Annotated in this window: 15 protein-coding genes and 2 tRNA genes; 13 read left to right on the top strand and 4 right to left on the bottom strand. The window is 54.6% G+C overall.

Annotated elements, in window-relative coordinates:
- Positions 1-2: 2 nt before the first annotated feature.
- The gene (locus ACNPM8_RS17835) at positions 3-1,637 is read right to left on the bottom strand and encodes a hypothetical protein (RefSeq protein ID WP_448940354.1); all 1,635 of its coding nucleotides are present in this window, start codon (positions 1,635-1,637) and stop codon (positions 3-5) included.
- A 796-nt stretch (positions 1,638-2,433) separates the two neighbouring features.
- Between ACNPM8_RS17835 and ACNPM8_RS17830 the strand changes: the two genes are divergently transcribed.
- On the top strand, positions 2,434-3,441 hold the full coding sequence (locus ACNPM8_RS17830) for an NYN domain-containing protein (RefSeq protein ID WP_448940353.1): 1,008 nt from the start codon (positions 2,434-2,436) through the stop codon (positions 3,439-3,441).
- A 57-nt stretch (positions 3,442-3,498) separates the two neighbouring features.
- Positions 3,499-5,049: a methionine--tRNA ligase gene (metG, locus tag ACNPM8_RS17825; protein WP_448940352.1), complete on the top strand. Its 1,551-nt coding sequence runs from the start codon at positions 3,499-3,501 to the stop codon at positions 5,047-5,049.
- Positions 5,050-5,125: 76 nt separating this feature from the next.
- Here the strand turns inward: metG and ACNPM8_RS17820 are convergent, their stop codons facing one another.
- Complete coding sequence (locus tag ACNPM8_RS17820) at positions 5,126-5,818, bottom strand: response regulator (RefSeq protein ID WP_426734661.1); 693 nt, start codon at positions 5,816-5,818, stop codon at positions 5,126-5,128.
- 7 nt (positions 5,819-5,825) lie between these two features.
- Entirely contained in the window at positions 5,826-7,046 is a 1,221-nt protein-coding gene (locus ACNPM8_RS17815; protein ID WP_448940351.1) for a sensor histidine kinase, read from the bottom strand.
- 195 nt (positions 7,047-7,241) lie between these two features.
- Between ACNPM8_RS17815 and ACNPM8_RS17810 the strand changes: the two genes are divergently transcribed.
- From ACNPM8_RS17810 to thiL, 9 genes are all read left to right on the top strand, one after another.
- Positions 7,242-8,300 (top strand): 3-isopropylmalate dehydrogenase, encoded by a 1,059-nt coding sequence (locus ACNPM8_RS17810; RefSeq protein ID WP_426734658.1) that lies wholly within the window; start codon positions 7,242-7,244, stop codon positions 8,298-8,300.
- Between the two features lie 115 nt (positions 8,301-8,415).
- Positions 8,416-9,510: a branched-chain amino acid aminotransferase gene (locus ACNPM8_RS17805; protein WP_448940350.1), complete on the top strand. Its 1,095-nt coding sequence runs from the start codon at positions 8,416-8,418 to the stop codon at positions 9,508-9,510.
- A gap of 93 nt (positions 9,511-9,603) precedes the next feature.
- The gene (locus ACNPM8_RS17800) at positions 9,604-10,368 is read left to right on the top strand and encodes a fumarylacetoacetate hydrolase family protein (RefSeq protein ID WP_448940349.1); all 765 of its coding nucleotides are present in this window, start codon (positions 9,604-9,606) and stop codon (positions 10,366-10,368) included.
- Positions 10,369-10,469: 101 nt separating this feature from the next.
- Positions 10,470-11,975 (top strand): glutamate--tRNA ligase, encoded by a 1,506-nt coding sequence (gene gltX / locus ACNPM8_RS17795; protein ID WP_448940348.1) that lies wholly within the window; start codon positions 10,470-10,472, stop codon positions 11,973-11,975.
- Positions 11,976-12,666: 691 nt separating this feature from the next.
- Positions 12,667-12,738, top strand: a tRNA-Gln gene (locus ACNPM8_RS17790).
- Positions 12,739-12,786: 48 nt separating this feature from the next.
- Positions 12,787-12,862: transfer RNA gene (locus ACNPM8_RS17785), tRNA-Glu, on the top strand.
- A 99-nt stretch (positions 12,863-12,961) separates the two neighbouring features.
- Complete coding sequence (locus ACNPM8_RS17780) at positions 12,962-14,728, top strand: dynamin family protein (protein WP_448940347.1); 1,767 nt, start codon at positions 12,962-12,964, stop codon at positions 14,726-14,728.
- On the top strand, positions 14,728-16,371 hold the full coding sequence (locus tag ACNPM8_RS17775; RefSeq protein WP_448940346.1) for a GTPase: 1,644 nt from the start codon (positions 14,728-14,730) through the stop codon (positions 16,369-16,371). Before ACNPM8_RS17780 ends, ACNPM8_RS17775 begins: the two co-directional genes overlap by 1 nt.
- 6 nt (positions 16,372-16,377) lie before the next feature.
- The gene (gene thiL, locus ACNPM8_RS17770) at positions 16,378-17,394 is read left to right on the top strand and encodes a thiamine-phosphate kinase (RefSeq protein WP_448940345.1); all 1,017 of its coding nucleotides are present in this window, start codon (positions 16,378-16,380) and stop codon (positions 17,392-17,394) included.
- A gap of 27 nt (positions 17,395-17,421) precedes the next feature.
- Here thiL and ACNPM8_RS17765 read toward each other — a convergent pair whose 3' ends face one another.
- A complete protein-coding gene (locus tag ACNPM8_RS17765; RefSeq protein ID WP_105659150.1) occupies positions 17,422-18,147 on the bottom strand; it encodes an IclR family transcriptional regulator in 726 nt (241 codons plus the stop codon).
- Positions 18,148-18,269: 122 nt separating this feature from the next.
- Here ACNPM8_RS17765 and leuC point away from each other — a divergent pair, with 122 nt between their 5' ends.
- Positions 18,270-19,709, top strand: a complete 1,440-nt coding sequence (leuC, locus tag ACNPM8_RS17760; protein ID WP_448940430.1) for a 3-isopropylmalate dehydratase large subunit — start codon at positions 18,270-18,272, stop codon at positions 19,707-19,709.
- A gap of 14 nt (positions 19,710-19,723) precedes the next feature.
- The gene (gene leuD, locus ACNPM8_RS17755) at positions 19,724-20,329 is read left to right on the top strand and encodes a 3-isopropylmalate dehydratase small subunit (protein ID WP_448940344.1); all 606 of its coding nucleotides are present in this window, start codon (positions 19,724-19,726) and stop codon (positions 20,327-20,329) included.
- Positions 20,330-20,375 lie beyond the last annotated feature (46 nt).

The following is a 20,375-nucleotide window of genomic DNA, read 5'->3' as shown; positions in this document are numbered from 1 at the left end:
GCTCAATACTTTACTAGTTGGACGTCATTTGGATTATCGCCGACTACCAGGGTTAGATTCGTATCGACGGTCTGAATAAATTTCTTGAACGAGCCAATAAGGGCTATTCTATAATTCCCAGGTGACAATTGAGGCAATGTTATTCCGCGATGCCGTGGCGTTGAATAATTCGATTTCGAATTGTCTCTCCAAGAGATTGGATTCAATTCTCGATTGTACTTAGCTAACGACACTTGACTAGCGGAATGGCGAGTACTTTCATCAAGGAAAAGTAGTCGGTATTCAACATCGGACCAAGCCGAAATATCTATGTTGTTCAGGCAGAAGCGTCCTGACAAATGGATTTTTCCGTCTTTAAGCCAGTACTGTTCAAGCGTGTATTGACCATCTACGGTCGTTCTGAGATGGATTGGCATTTTGGTTAGCTTTATAGATGATCCGATAGACTCAACGGAAATTACAAAATCCTTGATTGCATGAAAGGAGTATGTTGAGCGGACATTGAATTCGTTCGACACTAAGGTCGTACTTTCTGTCGTAACCTGCATGCGCGCTTCATAAGCACCTGGATCTAGGTCATCTAGATGAATAGGTTTGTTTCCTTGCGGCGCGTATCCGCCAGCGGCATAGCTTATTGACTCGTGGTCAAAGTAGTCCCGGTTGTTCCTTCGGTCCTTCAATCCTCCAAGGTAAGCCCGATGAATTTTCTTGCCTTTTCGTAGTTGCAAGTACCGGCGTGCAGAACCATATTCAGAGGTATCGTAGCCTCGGATGAAGGAACGGCCAGCGATCCAAAGGCCGTCTGGGCGAACTTCCAATTGGTCTACATCGTTGACCAACGTTTCGAAGAATGGCGAGTTCTCAACGCTTCGGGGCAGGTTTCCGGTTGACTTGAGGCCGTTTTCATAGCGGTCTAGCTTTGGGGCGAATCCATCCGTTAACAATCCGATTATGCTCATTATCGGTTGGATGTTGTATAGTGTGACGTCCTCATGCTGGTTAACGGACGCGGAATCAGTGCAAATTAGGTTAAAATTTGCATATTGCTCAAAGAGTGGAATATTGGGTTCGATATCAGTCGAATATTGATTATCGGCAAGCGAAGTGAAGATGTAAATATTTTTCTCTTTGGGGCTAGCCATTAATAGATTTGGAATCACTTGGTCGAATGCATTTTCCGCTTCAAGTGAATTAGAGCCAACTAACTCTTCTACGATTAGTGGTCGTTGCTGCTTGTTGCCCTTGGCAGGATGAATTCGTGGAGCAGAAGCAACGATATTCTTGTATCCTCCGGATAGGCCATGGTAGAGAGCGGCAGTGCCACCCTTGGAGGCTCCGAGCAATACGACATCATCTTTGGTTATATTCAGCAAGGACACATGTTCACCGATGAGCGCATCTGCAGAGTGTGAGTACCATGGGTCAGCACCTTTTTGAATGTAGTACGAGTTGTGCGGATCTCGTATCCAGAGAATGGCGGACTCGATTAGATTCGTGCTTTGTCCAGCAAAATCTATTCCACCGACGAAACCGCCAGAGAATATTACTAAGAGGTGGCGCCGATCTCTTTTAGGAGGGCGAAATATGTACTCTACGGTTCGATCCTCGTACTCAAACTCCGAAAATACTCGTGCCACGCTTGCTCCTATGTGTAAAGTTCTTGAACGGCGCGCCCTCTAACTTATCATGTTGGTAGATATAAGTTCATTTGGCGTTAACTTTAGTGTTCGTTCTCAAACACATGAATTCCAGTTCTAGTGGAGTCCCGCGAGATGCTGCATTGTGCATTCCAATTCGTAAGTAACGTGGATAATGCATCCCTGACGTGGTCTTTCAGATGTTAATCAGCGCTTCGCGATTGTCGCCGATATTTTCACTTGGACAATAGTATTGGTTAGCACTTGTAGATCCTGCGCGTCCGCGTGTGTCATGACGACCGTAGTGCGAATCATTACGTAGGGCAGGATCCATTCGATGCTTGTTCGGCTTGCTCATGGATTGGTCTAGTGCCAAGGGAGTGTTCACCTGCTTGTTATAACCAGATCTGTACTGAGGTGTCGGCCTTTTTGATTCGTAATTTCATAGATCGGTTGTGTGAAGTTCCCTGTGGAAAACATGAATACGACGGCGAAGGCAACCCGACTAGCTAATGATGTGGTAGCTAGTGCCGCTCGGGACGTCGCTATGGTTGCTTGCAGGGGATCAGAATGGTTTCGCAACGCTTGTGGACAAGATTCTCCTAAATATCTCGTTAGCTGGTTGGCCGCCGGCGAGTTGCGTCCTGAAGTCTGAAGTACTCATGAAGACTACCGCTGCATTTTATGAGCCATCAAGGATTGGCATTGCATCAGGACGGGTATTACCTGTCGAGACTCAGTGAATTTTAGTGAGTGAACTTAGACCGTTTCCTGATTGTCTGAGTACGATCGAAACATGATGAACCAAACTGCGATATTTATTGATGCCGGATTTCTACTCTCACTAGGCGGTCATCGAGCCGCTGGAACAACTTTGCGTTCAGCCTTCACGACACATTACGAGGCGCTGGTTCGCGGGATCGTGCAAACCGTAAAGAAGAACACGGGTCTTAATAACCTCCGCGTTTATTGGTACGACGCCTCGAAAGACGGACTATTTACTGAACAGCATAAGCGGATTGGCTTAATACCCGGCGTTAAAGTGCGCCTAGGCCGTATCTCCTATAACGGCGAGCAAAAAGGCGTGGACCTGAGACTGGCCCTGGACCTTGTGGGGGTTGCCCGTAATGGCTCGGCTTCAATTGCTTACTTGGTCTCCGGCGATGACGACCTCGCCGAGGCCGTCGAAGAAGCACAAGACTTGGGCATGAAAGTAGTGTTACTAGGCGTAGCGAAATCCGATAGCCGTCTTGGAGTAGCCTCGGTGGCTGAACACCTGGCTTTGACCGCTGACTACATTGAAATCGTTCCTAATCAACTATTGGATAGCGCATTCACCAAGGTTCTGGAATGGGACAAGAATCATTCTGAAAAGACGTCTCTAATTGCTAGTGCGTCTTTGGAGACAGCAGCGAAGCCAGCAGCGAAGCCATCGGTTCCTACTCCTGCCGTCATGGCTCAGAAGCCAGTTATCAGGCCAACCGTTGAACCGGAAGCCGAACCTGTGGTGATCTACTCCAGTGGTGGTGAAAGTTCTGGTTATCAGGGTTCTGCCGCTTATGAGCAACAAGAGTTGAAGGTTGCAGAAGAGATCGGCGCAAAGGTTGCTGAATCCTGGCTTGCCTTCACGACACAGTCTGACGTAGTAGAACTAATCGCTGACAAGCCGCAGCTGCCACCCGAAATTGACAGGACTTTGCTCAAGGATTGCGCTCAAGTGCTTGGCGAATGGAAAACTGATCAGCAGATCATCCGCCGCACGCTTCGAGGCGCCTTCTGGGAGTATTTGGACAAGATCATGTGACGAGTCAGTACAATCTGGAAATCCGCTTTCTGATGCTAGCTAAGGTAAATTTATATCGTGACTTCTCAGCAGAAACCTTTTTACATCACCACGGCTATTTCTTACCCGAACGGTACCCCGCACATTGGGCATGCCTATGAGGTAGTGGCTACCGACGTTATGGCTCGATTCAAGCGCCTAGATGGTTATGACGTCTTCTTCTTGACCGGCACTGACGAGCATGGCCAGAAGATGATGCAGACCGCAGAGAATCTTGGGATCACTCCGGCTCAGCTGGCTCAGCGTAACTCGGATGCGTTCCAGGCCATGAATGATGAGCTGGGCACTAGCTACGACCGCTTCATCCGTACCACTGATGCAGACCATCATGCGGCTGCGCAGGAACTCTGGCGCCGCATGGAAGCCAATGATGACATTTACTTGGATAAGTACGCAGGATGGTACTCGGTACGCGATGAGGCCTTCTACACAGAAGACCAAACGGAAGTGCGCGAGGACGGCATTCGTTATGCCGTTGAAACCGACACCGAAGTTACTTGGACTGAAGAAGAATCCTACTTCTTCCGCTTATCCAAGTACCAGGACAAGTTGCTGGAGTACTACCAGAACAATCCTGAATTCGGCGCGCCACGTTCCCGCTTCAATGAAGTAGTACGGTTTGTCGAAGGCGGTCTGATGGACCTTTCGATCTCTCGAACGACCTTTGATTGGGGCATCCCGGTACCGGGCAACGAGAAGCATGTAATGTACGTCTGGGTAGACGCCCTGACCAATTACCTGACGGGCGTTGGATTCCCGGACGTTGAGTCTGCTTCTTTCCAGAAATACTGGCCGGCAGATGTCCACGTGATCGGCAAAGACATCTCGCGATTCCACGCGATCTACTGGCCAGCATTCCTGATGTCTGCAAAACTGCCATTGCCTAAGCGCGTCATGATCCATGGATTCCTGCACAATAACGGTGTAAAGATGTCCAAATCCCTAGGCAACACGGTTTCCCCAGATGATTTTGTGAACCGTTATGGCTTGGACCAGGTACGCTACTTCTTCCTGCGTGAAGTTCCGTTCGGTGCCGATGGCAGCTACAACCACGAGACCATCGTTGCCCGTATTAACGGTGACCTGGCCAATAACTTCGGCAACCTTGCACAGCGTTCACTTTCGATGGTCGCAAAGAATTGTGGGGGAGTAGTCCCGACCCCGGGCGAATTGCTGGAAGCTGATCAGCAGATTCTGGAAGCAGCCGGCAAGCTGCTGGAAATCAACCGCGATGCTTTCTCGCGTCAGGAATTCAGCAAGGCACTTGAAGCCGTTTGGCACGTTCTGGGCGACACCAACGCCTACTTCGCTGAGCAGGAACCATGGAAGCTGAAGAAGACCGATCCTGAGCGTATGGCTACAGTCTTGTACGTGACCATTGAGATTGTCCGCAAGGTGGCGTTGCTGCTTCAGCCAGTATTGCCCCAGGCCATGACTTCTATGCTCAATGCGTTGGCAGTTGGTGAAGGTTCGGCGCGAACCTTCGAGTCCTTTGATAGCGCTTTGGTCCCAGGCACTGAGCTCCCAGCTCCTTCGCCTGTGTTCCCACGCTACGAGGAAGAGAAGTAAAAGTTTTCCTGAGAGGAAGTTGAGGTGTTCTGCTTGATTTTGAATCCGAGCAGAACACCTCAATTTTTTCATTCAGTCAGGGTGTGACGACTCCGGTCTGGTAGGCGATGACTACAGCCTGGACCCGGTCGCGAGCTTCCAATTTGGCCAGAATATGGCCCACATGGGTTTTGACTGTAGCTTCTGACAGGAATAGTTTTTCTGCGATTTCCGGGTTGGAAAAGCCTTCTGCAATCAAGCCAAACACTTCCCGCTCGCGAGGTGTCAGCGATTCAACAGCGGCAATCAGGTGATCCTTGTGCTGTGACGAGCTCTTCTTGAGCATTGGGGCCATGTGGTCCAGCAACCGTCGAGTGGTCGATGGCGCTATGACGGCATCGCCGCGATTGACCGTGCGCACCGATTCCAAGAGTTCTTCTGGGGGCGCATCCTTCAAAAGAAAGCCGCTGGCGCCGGCTTGAATGGCGCTTAGCGCATATTCGTCCATGTCGAAAGTCGTCAGGACGATGATCTTGGGACCATCCGCGGCCTTCTTATCTGGATCCAATAGGCGTTCGGTAGCTTCGATGCCGTCCATTTCCGGCATTCGCACGTCCATCAAGATGACATCCGCCTGGGCCATTAGTGGTGCAGCTAGTGCTTCACGGCCATTGCCAGCTTCAACAATGACTTCCATATCTTCCTGGGAATTAATGAGCATTCTGAAGCCACTGCGAACCAAGAGCTGATCATCGACCAAGCCGACCTTGATGGCATCTGTTTTAGGCATTTGAATATTAGTCCTCGGTGTAAGGGATGGAAACATTAACGGCGAAACCGCCCCCGGTCCGGGGGAGCGCAGTGCAGGTACCGTCATATAAGGCTACGCGTTCTTTCATTCCCTGCAGACCTTGTCCTACGCCTTCGAGGACGATGGAACCGGCACCCCGCCCATCGTCGCTGACGCTCAAATTCAAGCCTCGGGAAGTCCACTCAATATGGACTTGGGTCTGCGTGTCAGGACCAGCGTGTTTAATGACATTCGTGAGCGATTCTTGAACGCATCGATAGATTGTGAGCTCCGCGCCTGCCGGTAGTTCTTTCCGCGGGGTTCCAGAAGTTTCGAGATGGACATTCAGTCCGGACACGGCAACGCTTTCTACGAGTTCAGGTACGTTTGCCAATGACGGAAGAGGGCGATTCTCCAATTCCTCATCTTTGCGTAGAACTCCCAGAAGCCTGCGCATTTCTTTCAGTGAAGCGCGGCCAGTATCTGAAACTGTCTTCAGGGTCTCGATGGCAATCTCCGGGTCTTTCGCCGCCGCATATCGTGCCCCGTTAGCCTGGGTGATGATGACAGAGAGCGAATGGGCCACGATGTCATGCATCTCGCGGGCAATGTGGTTTCTCTCGTCGGAAGCTGCCAGAGCGCGCTCGGTGAGGCGTTCCTTCTCGAGGCGTTCGGCATGATCCCTCAGGGACTTCATGGCCAGACGTCTCGTGCGCGCTAAGTCACCGAAGGTCCAGGAAAGGGTGACAACCAATGCAAGACCCACGAAAGAGATCATCATGTCGAAGGTAAAGACGGGTGATGGATCAGGCGAGTACCTTGAGGCGCCGAACATGCTGAACGTCGCCAATAACGCGCCAATCAGACCCAGCCCCAGCGTGCTGAATGACTGCCAGCGTTTCCCGTAGACAGCCATGGTGTAAACCATAATTGGAACGGATACTTGCGAGAACATCATTAGCCCGTCAAAGCCCAGTTGCAATAGATGTCCGATGGCGACAACGAGGGTCGCTGCCCATGGGCAACGGCGCCGCACCATCAGCGGCGCTGACTGGAGAAGAGAGAGACTCAGCACGGCGAGAACGGCGGCAACTGACATTGAAGAAGCGAGGCTGAGGGCTGCTGGAATGCAGAACAGCGTGTACAGCAGGCCGGTGATGAAATCTACTCGTCCGGGATTCTCGCGGATCCAACCGTCAATTCGACGGTGGGGATTGGCAAAGATCAAGGGTTCCTGCAATTCGACGTGTTAGTAACTGTTGATCCTTATAGCGAAGCAAAGGATCTGTTTCTCCAAGGTTATCGGCAATGAAGACGGCGATGCCTCATGCCCAGGGAGGAAATATGTCGGCGGAAACTCATCAAATCTCATTATTTGAGATGAACTCTCAAATGGCGGACGCTAGTCGATAGAATCTGTGCCATGGGAAATGTAATTGATATTGCGGTCATTCCGGGTGACGGTATTGGCCCAGAAGTTGTTGCCGAAGCGGTTAAGGTTCTGAAGTTCGTCACTAACGGTGGCAAGAACGAGATCAAGCTGACCGACTACAAGCTTGGTGCAGAGCATTGGCTGGCGACTGGCGAAACACTTCCGGAAGCGACGCTGGAAGCTCTTAAGAAGCACGATGCCATTCTCTTCGGCGCGGTTGGCGCTGCCCCTGGAGATACGCGCATTCCGTCAGGAATTATCGAGCGCGAAATGCTTTTGAAGCTCCGCTTCTCGCTGGATCATTTCGTGAATCTGCGTCCGGCTAAGCTCTATCCTGGAATTGAGAGCCCCCTGGCTAACCCCGGTGAAATTGACTTCGTGGTGGTTCGCGAAGGCACCGAAGGCCCTTATGTAGGCAACGGCGGTTCTGTGCGCACGGGCACCGCGCATGAAATCGCTACCGAAGTATCGGTGAATACCGCCTACGGTGTGGAACGTGTTGTCCGCGACGCCTTCCGCCGTGCATCAGAGCGTGAACGCAAGCGCGTCACCCTGGTGCACAAGCACAACGTGCTGGTGCACGCGGGGCATTTGTGGAAGCGCACTGTCGAAATGGTGGCGCAGGAATTCCCAGAGGTTACCCACGATTACCTGCACGTGGATGCGGCTACCATCTTCCTGACCACGGATCCATCGCGTTTCGACGTGATTGTCACTGACAACCTCTTTGGCGACATCCTCACCGACCAGGCCGGCGCCATTACCGGTGGTATTGGCCTGGCAGCCAGTGGCAACATTAATATGGACCGTACCTACCCATCGATGTTTGAGCCGGTTCATGGTTCGGCTCCGGATATTGCCGGCCAGCAGAAGGCAGACCCAACCGCGGCGATTCTGTCCGTGGCACTGATGCTTGATCACCTCGGGCTGGCTGAAGAAGCTCGCACAGTTGAGCAAGCTGTTGAAAAAGAGATCACTTCACGTCAAGAATTGACCGATAATCGCACCACAAGTGAAATTGGCGATGCAATTGTGGCGTTACTGGCATAAGCTGAAAGTGACGTTTCTGGTTAGCTAATAGCCAGTGGCAAATTCCACGAACGGATGTTCCGCTGAGGCGTGGAGCATCCGTTCTTTGTATATTGAACTAGGAAGTCCAGGGTAGATGGAATTCACCGAAAATCTCTCAACGAATCGCAAGAGCGAACAGGACCGAGCCGGCGTCTTGGCTAATCCTGGGTTCGGAGACTTCTTCACTGACCACACCGCAGTCATCGACTGGTCAGCAGACGATAGGGGCCGTAACGGTGAATGGCATGATGCTCGAATAGAGCCATACGGCCCTATCGCCATGGATCCGGCCGCTTCAGTCCTGCACTATGGCCAGGAAATCTTCGAAGGTCTCAAGGCCTACCGCCATGCCGATGGTTCGGTATGGACTTTCCGCCCGCAGGCCAACGCTGCCCGCATGAACAAGTCCGCTCAGCGCCTAGCGCTCCCGCAGCTGGATGAAGACGTTTTCGTCGACTCGCTGCGCAAGCTGGTAGCAACGGATATCGATTGGGTTCCTACCGGTGACGGTGAAGCCCTGTACCTGCGTCCATTCATGATTGCTACCGAAGCATTTCTTGGTGTGCGTGCAGCGCGTGAGGTTTCCTACCGCGTCATCGCCTCGCCAGCAGGAAATTACTTCGGTGGCGAACTCAAGCCAGTGGCCATTTGGGTATCGAAGAACTACGCACGAGCAGGCCGAGGCGGTACAGGTTCGGCTAAGTGCGGTGGCAACTACGCGGCCTCGCTCGTAGCCCAACTGGAAGCTGAAGAAAACGGCTGCAAGCAGGTTCTGTTCCTTGACTCCTTCAATGACAATGCCGTTGAAGAGCTCGGGGGCATGAATGTCTTCTTCGTAACGAAGGACAACAAGCTGGTGACCCCAGCGTTGACCGGAACCATTCTTGAAGGCGTGACCCGTTCGTCGGTCATCCAGCTCGCGAAGGATCGCGGCATGGAGGTGGAAGAACGCAAGATCACCTTGGATGAGTGGCGTGAAGGCATCGCCTCGGGCGATATCACCGAGGTCTTTGCTTGCGGTACAGCAGCGGTGATCACCCCTATCGGCCTGCTGAAGAACGGCGAAGAGCTCATCGGCGATGAGAACGCTGCAGCCGGAGAAGTGACCATGTCCATTCGCGAAGAACTGCTGGGAATCCAGCGGGGTACCGTGGAAGACCGTCATGGTTGGCTGGAGCGTTTGGCGTAATAGGAACGTATATTGTAGGTAGCCGGCGTAGATCACGCCGGCTACCTATTTATATAATCTACGTTGAAGATGGTTATGCAATAGGCTATCGGTATGCGCATTGCACGATTAGTAGTAGATAGCGACCCGCTGTACGGCGTCGTCGACGGTAACGATATTCATGTTTTGGCTGGAGATCCATTTTTCCAGGGGATCAAGACCACTGGTGCTACGCACTCCTTGGATGATGTTCGGTTGGTAGCCCCGATCATCCCTCGCTCAAAGGTCGTGGGCTTTGGTCGCACGTACCGCGAGCACGCCAAGGAACTTGGAAATGAAGTTCCTGCTGAGCCGCTGATGTTCTTGAAGCCGAATACTTCCGTAGTCGGCCATGGAGACCCCGTCACCCTGCCGGCGTTTTCAAATGAAGTTTCCTTCGAAGGTGAACTTGCCGTGGTGATCGGCCGTATCTGCAAGGACGTTCCAGCCGACAAGGCGCAGGACGTGATCTTCGGCTACACCGTAGCAAACGACCTGACTGCCCGCGATGCTCAGCGCACCGATCCGCAGTGGGCTCGTGCCAAGGGCTTTGATGGTTCTTGCCCGCTGGGCCCGTGGATTGAGACCGAGATTGCCGACCCGGATGATCTGGGAATTATCAGCCGCGTCAATGGAGAGGTTCGCCAAGATGGAACTACCAACGACATGATCTGGCCGGTCAACGAATTAGTTGCTCGTGCTTCCGAGGCTTTCACCTTGCTGCCAGGCGATGTCATCATGACTGGCACTCCTGCGGGTGTCGGCCTAGTAAATGCAGGCGACGTTGTAGAAGTGGAAGTCGAAGGTATCGGTTCATTGCGAACCGTCTTCCGTCGCTAGGAACCATCACTGATGTTGTGAGGCTTTCGATCGCTAATGTGATCGGGAGCCTCGCGCTTTAACTGCAAGTTTCTTTGCAGAAGGCATAGAATGAAAACATCATGACTGATCTTTCGTTGATTCCCGTTGTTACCGAAGATACCCCGGTACGCGTTCGTTTTTGCCCATCCCCAACTGGTACCCCTCACGTAGGTTTGATCCGTACTGCCCTCTTCAACTGGGCCTACGCGCGTCACACCGGCGGCAAAATGGTCTTCCGCATCGAAGACACTGATGCCAAGCGTGACTCCGAGGAAAGCTACAACCAGCTTTTGGATGCTCTGGCTTGGTTGGGTATCGATTGGGACGAGGGCGTCAACGCGGGCGGTCCGCATGAGCCATACCGCCAGTCGCAGCGTGGTGAGATCTACGAGGACGTCATTGCCAAGCTTCGCGCTGCAGGCCATCTTTACGAGTCCTACTCGACCCCAGAAGAAGTTGAAGCACGCCACCAGGCAGCCGGCCGTGACCCGAAGCTGGGCTACGACAACTTCGACCGCGAACTGACCGATGAGCAGAAAACCGCGTTCAAGGCCGAGGGTCGTGAACCGGTATTGCGTGTTCGCATGCCGGATCACGACATTACCTTCAATGACCTGGTACGTGGCGAGATCACCTTCAAGGCTGGATCCGTTCCCGACTATGTGGTGGTGCGCGCCAACGGCAAGCCGCTGTACACCCTAGTCAACCCAATCGATGATGCGCTGATGGGCATTACCCACGTACTTCGTGGCGAAGACCTGTTGTCCTCGACCCCACGCCAGGTCGTCTTGTATGCGTTGCTGCACGATATCGGCGTTGCCCAGTACATGCCGCGTTTTGGCCACCTGCCATACGTTATGGGACAGGGCAACAAGAAGCTCTCCAAGCGTGATCCAGAATCCAGCGTATTCTTGCACCGCGACAATGGATTCATCCCGGAAGGCCTGCTGAACTATCTCGCGCTTCTTGGCTGGTCGCTAAGTGCTGATGAAGATATCTTCTCGCGTGAGCAGCTGGTAGAAGCCTTCGATGTAGCAGATGTGCTGTCCAATCCTGCCCGCTTCGATGTGAAGAAGGCAGAAGCAATCAACGGAACCCACGTGCGCATGCTCGAAGCACAGGATTTCCGTGATCGTTTGGTTCCTTACCTGCAGGCCGCTGGCCTGGTGGGCGAAGAACTGACTGAACGTGAAAACGACATCCTGGACCAGGCTGCGCCACTGGTACAGGAACGTATTGCCCTGTTGGGTGAAGCGACCGACATGCTTGAATTCCTCTTCAAGTCTGATGACGAAATTATCATCGACGAGAAAGCGCTCAAGGGAATGCCGGCAAACCTGGTTGAGGTTGTCGATGCTACTGTCCAGGGCCTCGAAACCCTTACCGAATGGAACGCCGAAACCATCCAGGCAGCACTGCGCACGAAGCTCGTGGACGAACTGGAACTGAAGCCTCGTCAGGCATTCGGACCAGCCCGCGTTGCTATCTCCGGAAAGCGCGTATCTCCACCGCTCTTCGAGTCCATGGAAATTCTTGGACGCGAGTCGAGCCTCAAGCGTTTGCGCGCATTTGGTGAGTCCCGCTAGCTATTCGCCGAAAGCCCGCTGAAAAGCACTTTGAGCGCCTCGGATGGTTCCAGTCCTGTGACTGGTCCTGTCCGAGGCGTTCGCTTTGATTTTGATGACGCGCTCGTAGATTTGCAAACGTCCGCAATCCGCGGTTTCTCGTCCATGTCGGAGCCGGAATGGCGGCAGCTTTTGCGGTTGAGGGTGATTAAGCCCGGGAGAGGTGCATCGCAGGCAAGCGCACGTTTATGGAAAAGCGGGCAGTGCGGTTGCTGCGTGCGTACAGTTTGGGAGGATTAACCGCGCCCAGCGGATAAGCTTATACGCCTTGGATCGCTGGTTACGATATCACCGGTGCTCCTAAACCCCATTTTTGCCCCGTTCCTTGGCCGGTGCGCTGAACTAGAGGGTCTGCCGGCACAGGCGCTTTGCATAGGGGATGACCCTGTTGGCGGCTATCAATGTGCCGTTGACGCGGGACTCCAGTATTTTCTCACGGACAGTGCTTCACTTCACAAGAATTTCCCTGGCTGGCTAGTGACGGATTTGGGATGACTGGCCTGTTCTCTGCTGATTTTCCGCGGATTCTGCGTGGGATACCGGTCGCGGGGCTCGATTTGTGTACTGAACATTAGGCCGGTATAGTTTTATCTCGTGCTACGGCAGTGGCCGGAATGATGCTCAGCTGAATTCCGGAAAGGCCAAGTCACAGTGGGATATGGTGTAATTGGCAACACAACGGTTTCTGGTTCCGTCATTCTAGGTTCGAGTCCTGGTATCCCAGCGCTTCACCAAAGAGATTTGGTGAGCTGAAGATTTGTCTTCAGCATACGGCCCCATCGTATAGCGGCCTAGTACTCCGCCCTCTCACGGCGGCAACACGGGTTCGAATCCCGTTGGGGTCACCACAGTAAAACCGCGGAAAATTCCGCGGTTTTTGCGTTTCCCGGACAAAATCTGCATCAGGCTCGCGGGATTCCCTGTTGGCATGAGGCAAGATAGTTCTCATGGAGTCGAATTCAGATCTGGCTAAGAGCTCAGGGCAGGAAACTGCATCGCAAACCGAAATTGGCAGTGATTCCACAGCTCGTTTGAGCGAGCTCCAGGAGCTGCTCGAAGAGCTTTCCTTTGTAAATGGCCAGCCACGAGAAGCCTCTGCGTTCGAAGAACTGCGCAACAAGGCATTGCATCAAATCTCGGACTACCTGATTCCACGAGTTTCGAATCTCGGCGCACCGCTACTGGTGGTCGTCGGTGGCTCCACGGGCTCGGGCAAATCGACTCTAGTCAATTCCCTTCTGGGAGAACCTGTCAGTCTCTCCGGCGCCGTGCGTCCGACCACCCGGACTCCGGTCTTGGCTTTCAACCCTGTTGACCAATCCTTCTTTGAATCTGAACGGATTCTTCCCGAACTTAAACGCGTAGCCGGACGTGGCTTCAATGCCGTTGCCGGAGCAGCCAGTAATCATGCGCTGTTGATGACGCCCCGTGAGCAGGTACCACGAGGTTTGGCCATCCTCGATGCCCCGGATATCGACTCGGTTTCCGACGAGAACAGGGAATTGGCGGGCCAGCTTCTGAACGCAGCAGATCTGTGGATTTTTGTCACCACAGCCAATAGATACGCCGATGCTCTTCCTTGGGATATGCTCACCGAAGCCGGCGCACGGAAAATTACCGTCTGCGTCGTCTTGAACAGGGTGCCACCTGGAGCCGAAGACGATATTGTTCCGGATTTGAAACGCCTGTTAAGCGAGAAGGACCTGGATCCGTCGTTGCTGCATGTCCTGAACGAGACGCAACTGGATGACCAGAAATTGATTCCAAGTGAGCACGTGGAACCTTTGCTCGCGTGGCTGAACTCACTGGCAGCAGATTCCGCTAAACGACAGCAGATTGCGGCCCAAACACTTGACGGCGCGTTGCGGCGCACCACCGCAGATGTCAGTGAGCTTATCGCTGAACTGCAAGAGCAGGAGAAACAGCTCGTTGAATTGCGCGCCATTACCAATGAGCGCTTTGAGCAATCGCTGGCCAGAATTAACGATTCGCTCAATGACGGCTCATTGCTGCGTGGCGAAATCCTGGCCCGGTGGCAGGACTTCGTAGGAGCGGGCGAGCTGCTGCGCGGAATCGAAGGCGCCATTGGACGGATGAGGGATCGTGTTGGCGCATTCTTGACGGGAAAACCGCCAGCGACCCATCGTGTTGAACAAGCCATCGAATCAGGCCTGCACATGGTCTTCATTGCCGAGGCAACCAAGGCCTGCCACGACGTTGACAGGTCGTGGAAGAACACGCCATTTGGCCAAGCGTTACGCTCTAATCTGCAATCGCCGCGCCCGCCACAGGATCTCAATGAGCAAGCTTCGGAAAGCATCCGGCTTTGGCAAAAAGATGTCTTGGACATGATTCGGCAGGAGGGCGCCGGGAAGCGCAAGACGGCCCGCATGGCGGCATTTGGAGTCAACGGGGTGGCGGTCATCCTGATGGTCGTGGTCTTTGCGTCAACAGCGGGCCTCACCGGTCTGGAAATCGGTATTGCCGGCGGCTCCGCATTGGTAGGGCAGAAACTGCTGGAAGCAATTTTTGGCGAGGATGCGGTACGTCGCATGGCCACCAAAGCCCGCAAGATGCTTGACACCCGGGCACGGGATCTACTGGATAGGACCTCGTCGATCTACCTGGACGAGCTAGCTGCAAAATCGCAGCCGGAGCTTGCCGATCGTTTGGGCAAGATTACCTCAGCCTTGAGCAGCAAAGGGGCTCACTAATGTCCGAGCGCAAGATTCTCAGAGCAGTCAGCGGTCTCAACTCTCAAATCAACAGCATCGTGGAAGCGATGCAGCTTGCAGAACCATATCTGGAACCAGAAACCATCGATCTAGCCGCGGACGTTATCACGCGTGCTGAATCTCGGCGCCAGCTTTCATCCGAACATGTGGTTGTAGGACTTTTCGGTGCCACGGGCAGCGGAAAATCAACGATGTTCAACGCTTTGGTAGGGCATGAGTTGGCGGCCACGGGTGTCATCCGCCCGACTACTACTGATACTGTCGCTGCAATCTGGGAACCAGAAGGATCAAGCGAGTTACTGGACTGGCTGGAAGTTACTACTCGTCACGTCATGGGCGATCAGGACAGCCGGGCGCAACCTGGAAATAAAAAGAAGTTCGACTCCGGTCTCTTGCTGTTGGACCTACCGGACATGGATTCCACGGCAGTGGATCACCACAAGATTGCTGCTCGTTTGGTGGGCCAAGTGGATTATCTGGTATGGGTGCTTGATCCGCAGAAATACGCCGACGCGTCAATACACCATGGATATCTCAATTCCTTGCGCAGCCAGCAGGGGAACCTGCTGATCGTCCTGAACCAGATTGACAAGATTGCAGAACAAGAACGCAAGCAAGTCGTCGATTCCTTGCGCGGCATCTTGGCAACCTCCGGCTTGGAGAACCTTCCCATCGTTTGCGCCTCTGCTGCCACGGGCGAAGGGATCGCAGATGTGCGTGCCAAGATTGCGGCCGCGGCGAAAAACAAGGCACTTTCCACGCGTCGGCTCCGCGCAGATGTTGATCAAGTCATCCACCGCCTCAGTGAGGAACTCCAGGTGGAAAAGGTGCGCCTGCCTAGCCAGCTGCACCAAGCAGAGCTGGATCGTGTGATCGCAAAAGCGCACGGCGCCCAGTACATTGCTGACGCAGTGGAGACCTCCTACCTGCTTCGGGGTGCTTCGCGAACAGGATGGCCTTTGACCACGTGGCTGGTCAAGCTGCGCAACGATCCGCTGAAACGGATGAATCTTGGGCGCCGGCATGAAGACCCGGAATTGTCCTTGACTTCGCGTCCAGAGCTTTCTGTCGCGGAGGCTTCGGCTATCGAACATGGCATTAACCAGTATGTTTCCGAGGCTTCCAACGATCTTCCGGAAAGCTGGAAAGAGCCACTGCGTGAAAAGGTGCACGCGAATACGGAGGTACTAGATGACGGCATCGATGCGGCTATAGCCGGCACACCGCTGGGTGTTGAACGGTCCTCGTGGTGGTGGCCGGTAGTCAAAGTCATCCAATGGGTGGCACTTGTTGCGGCCCTGGGCGGAGCCTTGTGGCTCGCAGGCTATCCGGTGGCTGGATACTTTCAATTCGACCTGCCGCAGGCTCCCCGGGTCGAAGGAATCGCCGTCCCGACGCTGCTGGTTTTCATAGGAATACTGCTGGGTATTGTCCTTGGCTTGGCTTGCTCGTTTGTCAACCGAATAGTCGCTAAAGTTAAGCGTAGGAAAGCGTTGAAGAACATTGAACGCTCGGTATCCCACTTGGTCAGGCAGGCCGTGATTGATCCTGTTGACCAGCACTTGGACACCTTCAATAGTTATTCAGCATTGATCACCTCAGCAGCCAAGAAAGCCGATTAGAACTCTGTGACTACAAACCAACCAAACGTCGATGCAACGGTAGGTGACCTTGGGGAACAAGGCATCCTGGACGCGATGTTGCCGCTGCTTGATTCTGAACAAGCAAGTCTCGGGCCCGGCGACGACGCAGGCGCGCTGCGCGTGCGCGGAACGGAAGTTCTCGTCTCCGTGGATACCCTGGTTGAGAATCAAGATTTTCGGTTGATCTGGCCCAGCGGGCTAGAGCACAGAGCCTATGACATCGGGTGGAAATCCATTGCACAAAATGTTTCGGACATTAATGCGATGGGCGGTCACGCAACTGGCGCCGTGATTTCTTTGTCCCTGCCGAAGGACACGTCCTTGGAATGGGTCAGGGACTTCAGCCGCGGCATAGCCGAGGCTATTCAGGGACTTGGCGCACAGGAACTTACCATTCTCGGGGGAGACCTCGGGAAGTCCCAAGAAATTTCCGTTACCACTACCGTTCTGGGCGAATGCGAGCATGGCAAGGTCCTGAGGAGCGGAGTCCAAGTTGGCGACCGCATTGCCGTGGCAGGACGTGTCGGTGCTGCTGGGGCAGGGCTTTCCATGCTTGAGCATGATCGCAACGAACAAGGCTGGAGCCGGGCGGTGCGCCGGCTGGTCCAGGCGCAGTGCCGTCCCGTGCCACCGTTGGAATCCGGCCCGCGTGCCGCGGAAGCTGGTGCTACAGCCATGATGGACATATCTGATGGGCTGATCCGTGACGCTGGGCGCTTGGCCAAAGCCAGCCATGTGAATCTCGAGTTAGAGTCTTCCGCGCTGCAGGATTATGCTGTTCGCTTGGAAGCCGCGTCAGAACTGACCGGCACCGATCCGATGTCGTGGGTACTGTACGGCGGCGAAGATTTTGGACTCCTTGCTGCCTTCCCAGAGGGAATTGAAATCCCAGAGGAATTCACCGTAATTGGTGCTGCCAAGCCGGCTAATGGTCGCCGCGCAGTGGTGAAACTTGATGGCAAGGTCGCAAAGCCTGAGACAGGCTTTGACCACTTCGGCTAGCTGCTCCGAACGTTCTTCATGAGCTGGCTACGCACGGTCATTCTGGATGCGCAGCAGTTCGGAAAGCTCGTGGGCGGCGCTAGTCACGGCTTCGTGGTGAATCTTCCCTGGCTGGCGCGTGAGCCGTTCAATCGGGCCGGATAAGGACAGTGCCGCGATGACTCGTCCGGACTGCCCGCGAACTGGTGCGGATACGGAAGCAACACCTGGCTCGCGTTCTCCCAGCGACTGGGCCCAACCACGCCGACGGACCCCGGCCAGAATTGTCGGCGTGAAACGCGCGTGATGCAATCCATCCACCATGCGTTCATTGTCTTCCCAGGCGAGCAGAATCTGGGCTGCCGAGCCGGCTTTCATGGACAGCTGGGTTCCAACAGGGATGGTGTCACGCAGGCCGATTGGACGCTCAGCACTGGCGATGCACACACGATAATCGCCCTGCTTGCGGAAAATCTGCGTGCTTTCACCGGTGAGGTCGCGAAGCTTGATGAGAACGGGTCCCGCCGCGCTGACCAATCGGTCTTCGCCAGCGGCGCTGGCGAGTTCCACCAGACGGTTCCCCAACTCAAAGCGGCCATGCATGTCGCGTCCCACCAATCCATGGTGAACCAGCGATTGCGCAATACGGTGCACCGTAGGACGCGAAATCTCGGTGAGTTCCACCAGCTGGGACAAGGAAGTGGGACCATTCTCCAATGCGTTGAGAATGGCTGCTGCCTTGTCCAGTACGCCTACGCCGCTGCCTGTTGTCATAGTTCCAGTATCACGTCTCAGTATTTGAGATTCAAGTCCGCATACTGGAAAAGTCGATCTATGAAGTGTCAAAGTTGGAGTATCAAATGTTCGTAGCTTGAGGAGTGTGTCGCATGTCCGCCATGCAGTCGCCCCAGACATTGGCAGAAAAAGTCTGGAATGCACATGTTGTGCGCCGAGGAGAAGGTGAAGGTGAAGCCCGCCAGCCGGATTTGATCTACATTGATCTCCACCTGCTGCACGAGGTGACCTCGCCGCAGGCCTTCGAGGGCCTGCGCCTGGCTGGCCGTCCGCTGCGTCGTCCAGACCTGACGATTGCGACCGAAGACCACAACACTCCTACGCTGGATATTGACAAGCCCATTGCCGACCTGACCAGCCGCACCCAGATCCACACCCTGCGGGATAACTGCAAGGAATTCGGCGTTCGCCTGCACTCCTTGGGCGACACGGAACAGGGCATCGTTCACGTGGTAGGTCCGCAGCTGGGTCTGACCCAGCCAGGCATGACTGTTGTCTGCGGTGATTCGCATACCTCGACCCATGGCGCCTTCGGAGCCCTTGCTTTGGGTATCGGCACCTCGGAAGTCGAGCATGTCATGGCCACCCAGTCGCTGAGCTTGAAGCCGTTCAAGACCATGGCCATTAACGTCGAAGGCACCTTGAAGCCTGGTGTTACCTCCAAGGACATCATCTTGGCGGTCATCGCCAAGATCGGTACCGGTGGCGGCCAGGGATACGTGCTGGAGTACCGTGGCTCTGCGATTCGCTCGCTGTCCATGGATGCCCGCATGACCATCTGCAACATGTCCATCGAGGCTGGCGCCCGTGCCGGCATGATCGCTCCGGACGAGACCACCTTCGAATACGTCAAGGGACGCCCGCATGCACCGGCAGGCGAAGACTGGGACGCCGCCGTCGAGGACTGGAAGCAGCTGCACACCGATGAAGGCGCGCGCTTCGACGCTGAAGTCTTCTTGAATGCAGACGAACTCGAACCATTTGTCACCTGGGGTACCAACCCCGGCCAGGGTGTCTCGCTGTCCGAGAATGTGCCTTCTCCGGAAGACTTCGAAGACGAGAATGACCGCAAGGCCTGCGAGCGTGCCTTGAACTACATGGGTCTGACCGGCGGCACTCCGCTGAAGGACATCCGCGTGGATACCGTCTTCCTGGGGTCCTGCACCAACTCCCGCATGGAGGACCTGCGTGCAGCTGCCCAGGTCATCAAGGGCAAGGAAAAGGATCCTGATGTCCGCATGATCGTGGTACCCGGCTCGGCGCGTGTTCGGCTGGAAGCCGAAGCTGAAGGCCTGGACCAGATTTTCAAGGATTTCGGTGCTGAATGGCGCTTTGCAGGTTGCTCCATGTGCCTGGGCATGAACCCGGACCAGCTGGCCGAGGGGGAGCGCTGCGCGTCCACCTCCAACCGCAACTTCGAAGGACGACAGGGCAAGGGCGGACGTACCCACCTGGTGTCGCCGCTGGTGGCCGCGGCTACCGCTATCCGTGGAACCCTCTCGTCGCCCAGCGACCTCGTCAACGCACCGGCTTCGGTCTAGGAAGGATCACCGTCATGGAAAAGATTGTCAGCCACACCGGTATTGGTGTTCCACTGCGCCAGAGCAATGTGGACACGGACCAGATTATTCCTGCCGTTTACCTCAAGCGCATCACCCGCACCGGATTCGAGGATGCGTTGTTCGCGGGTTGGCGACGGGATGAGAACTTCATCCTGAATCAGGAACCTTTCAATACCGGCTCCGTGCTGGTGGCAGGTCCCGACTTCGGCACCGGTTCTTCGCGCGAGCACGCTGTCTGGGCGTTGAAGGACTACGGATTCAAGGCTGTGATCTCCGCTCGGTTTGCCGATATTTTCCGTGGCAACTCGGGCAAGCAGGGACTGGTTGCTGCTGAAGTGGCCCAGAGCGACATTGAATTGATCTGGAAGGAACTGGAGAACAATCCAGGCACCACGGTCACCGTTGACCTGGAATCGCGTACGGTCCAGTGCGGTTCCATCTCGGCACCGTTCCAGATTGACGACTACACCCGCTGGCGCTTGATGGAAGGCCTGGACGATATCGGCCTGACCTTGCAGCATGAGGAAGATATCACCGCATACGAAGCCAAGCGTCCTGCGCATAAGCCGCAAACTTTGCCGGCACAAACCGCAGGCTAAGCAACGAGTTCAAAGTAATTGGAATGGTCCGCTCCTCCCTGACGTT

It is taken from the genome of Glutamicibacter sp. AGC46 (assembly GCF_053543715.1).
The sequence above is the reverse complement of the archived record's forward strand: the minus strand, read 5'-3'. Positions and strand labels throughout refer to the sequence as shown.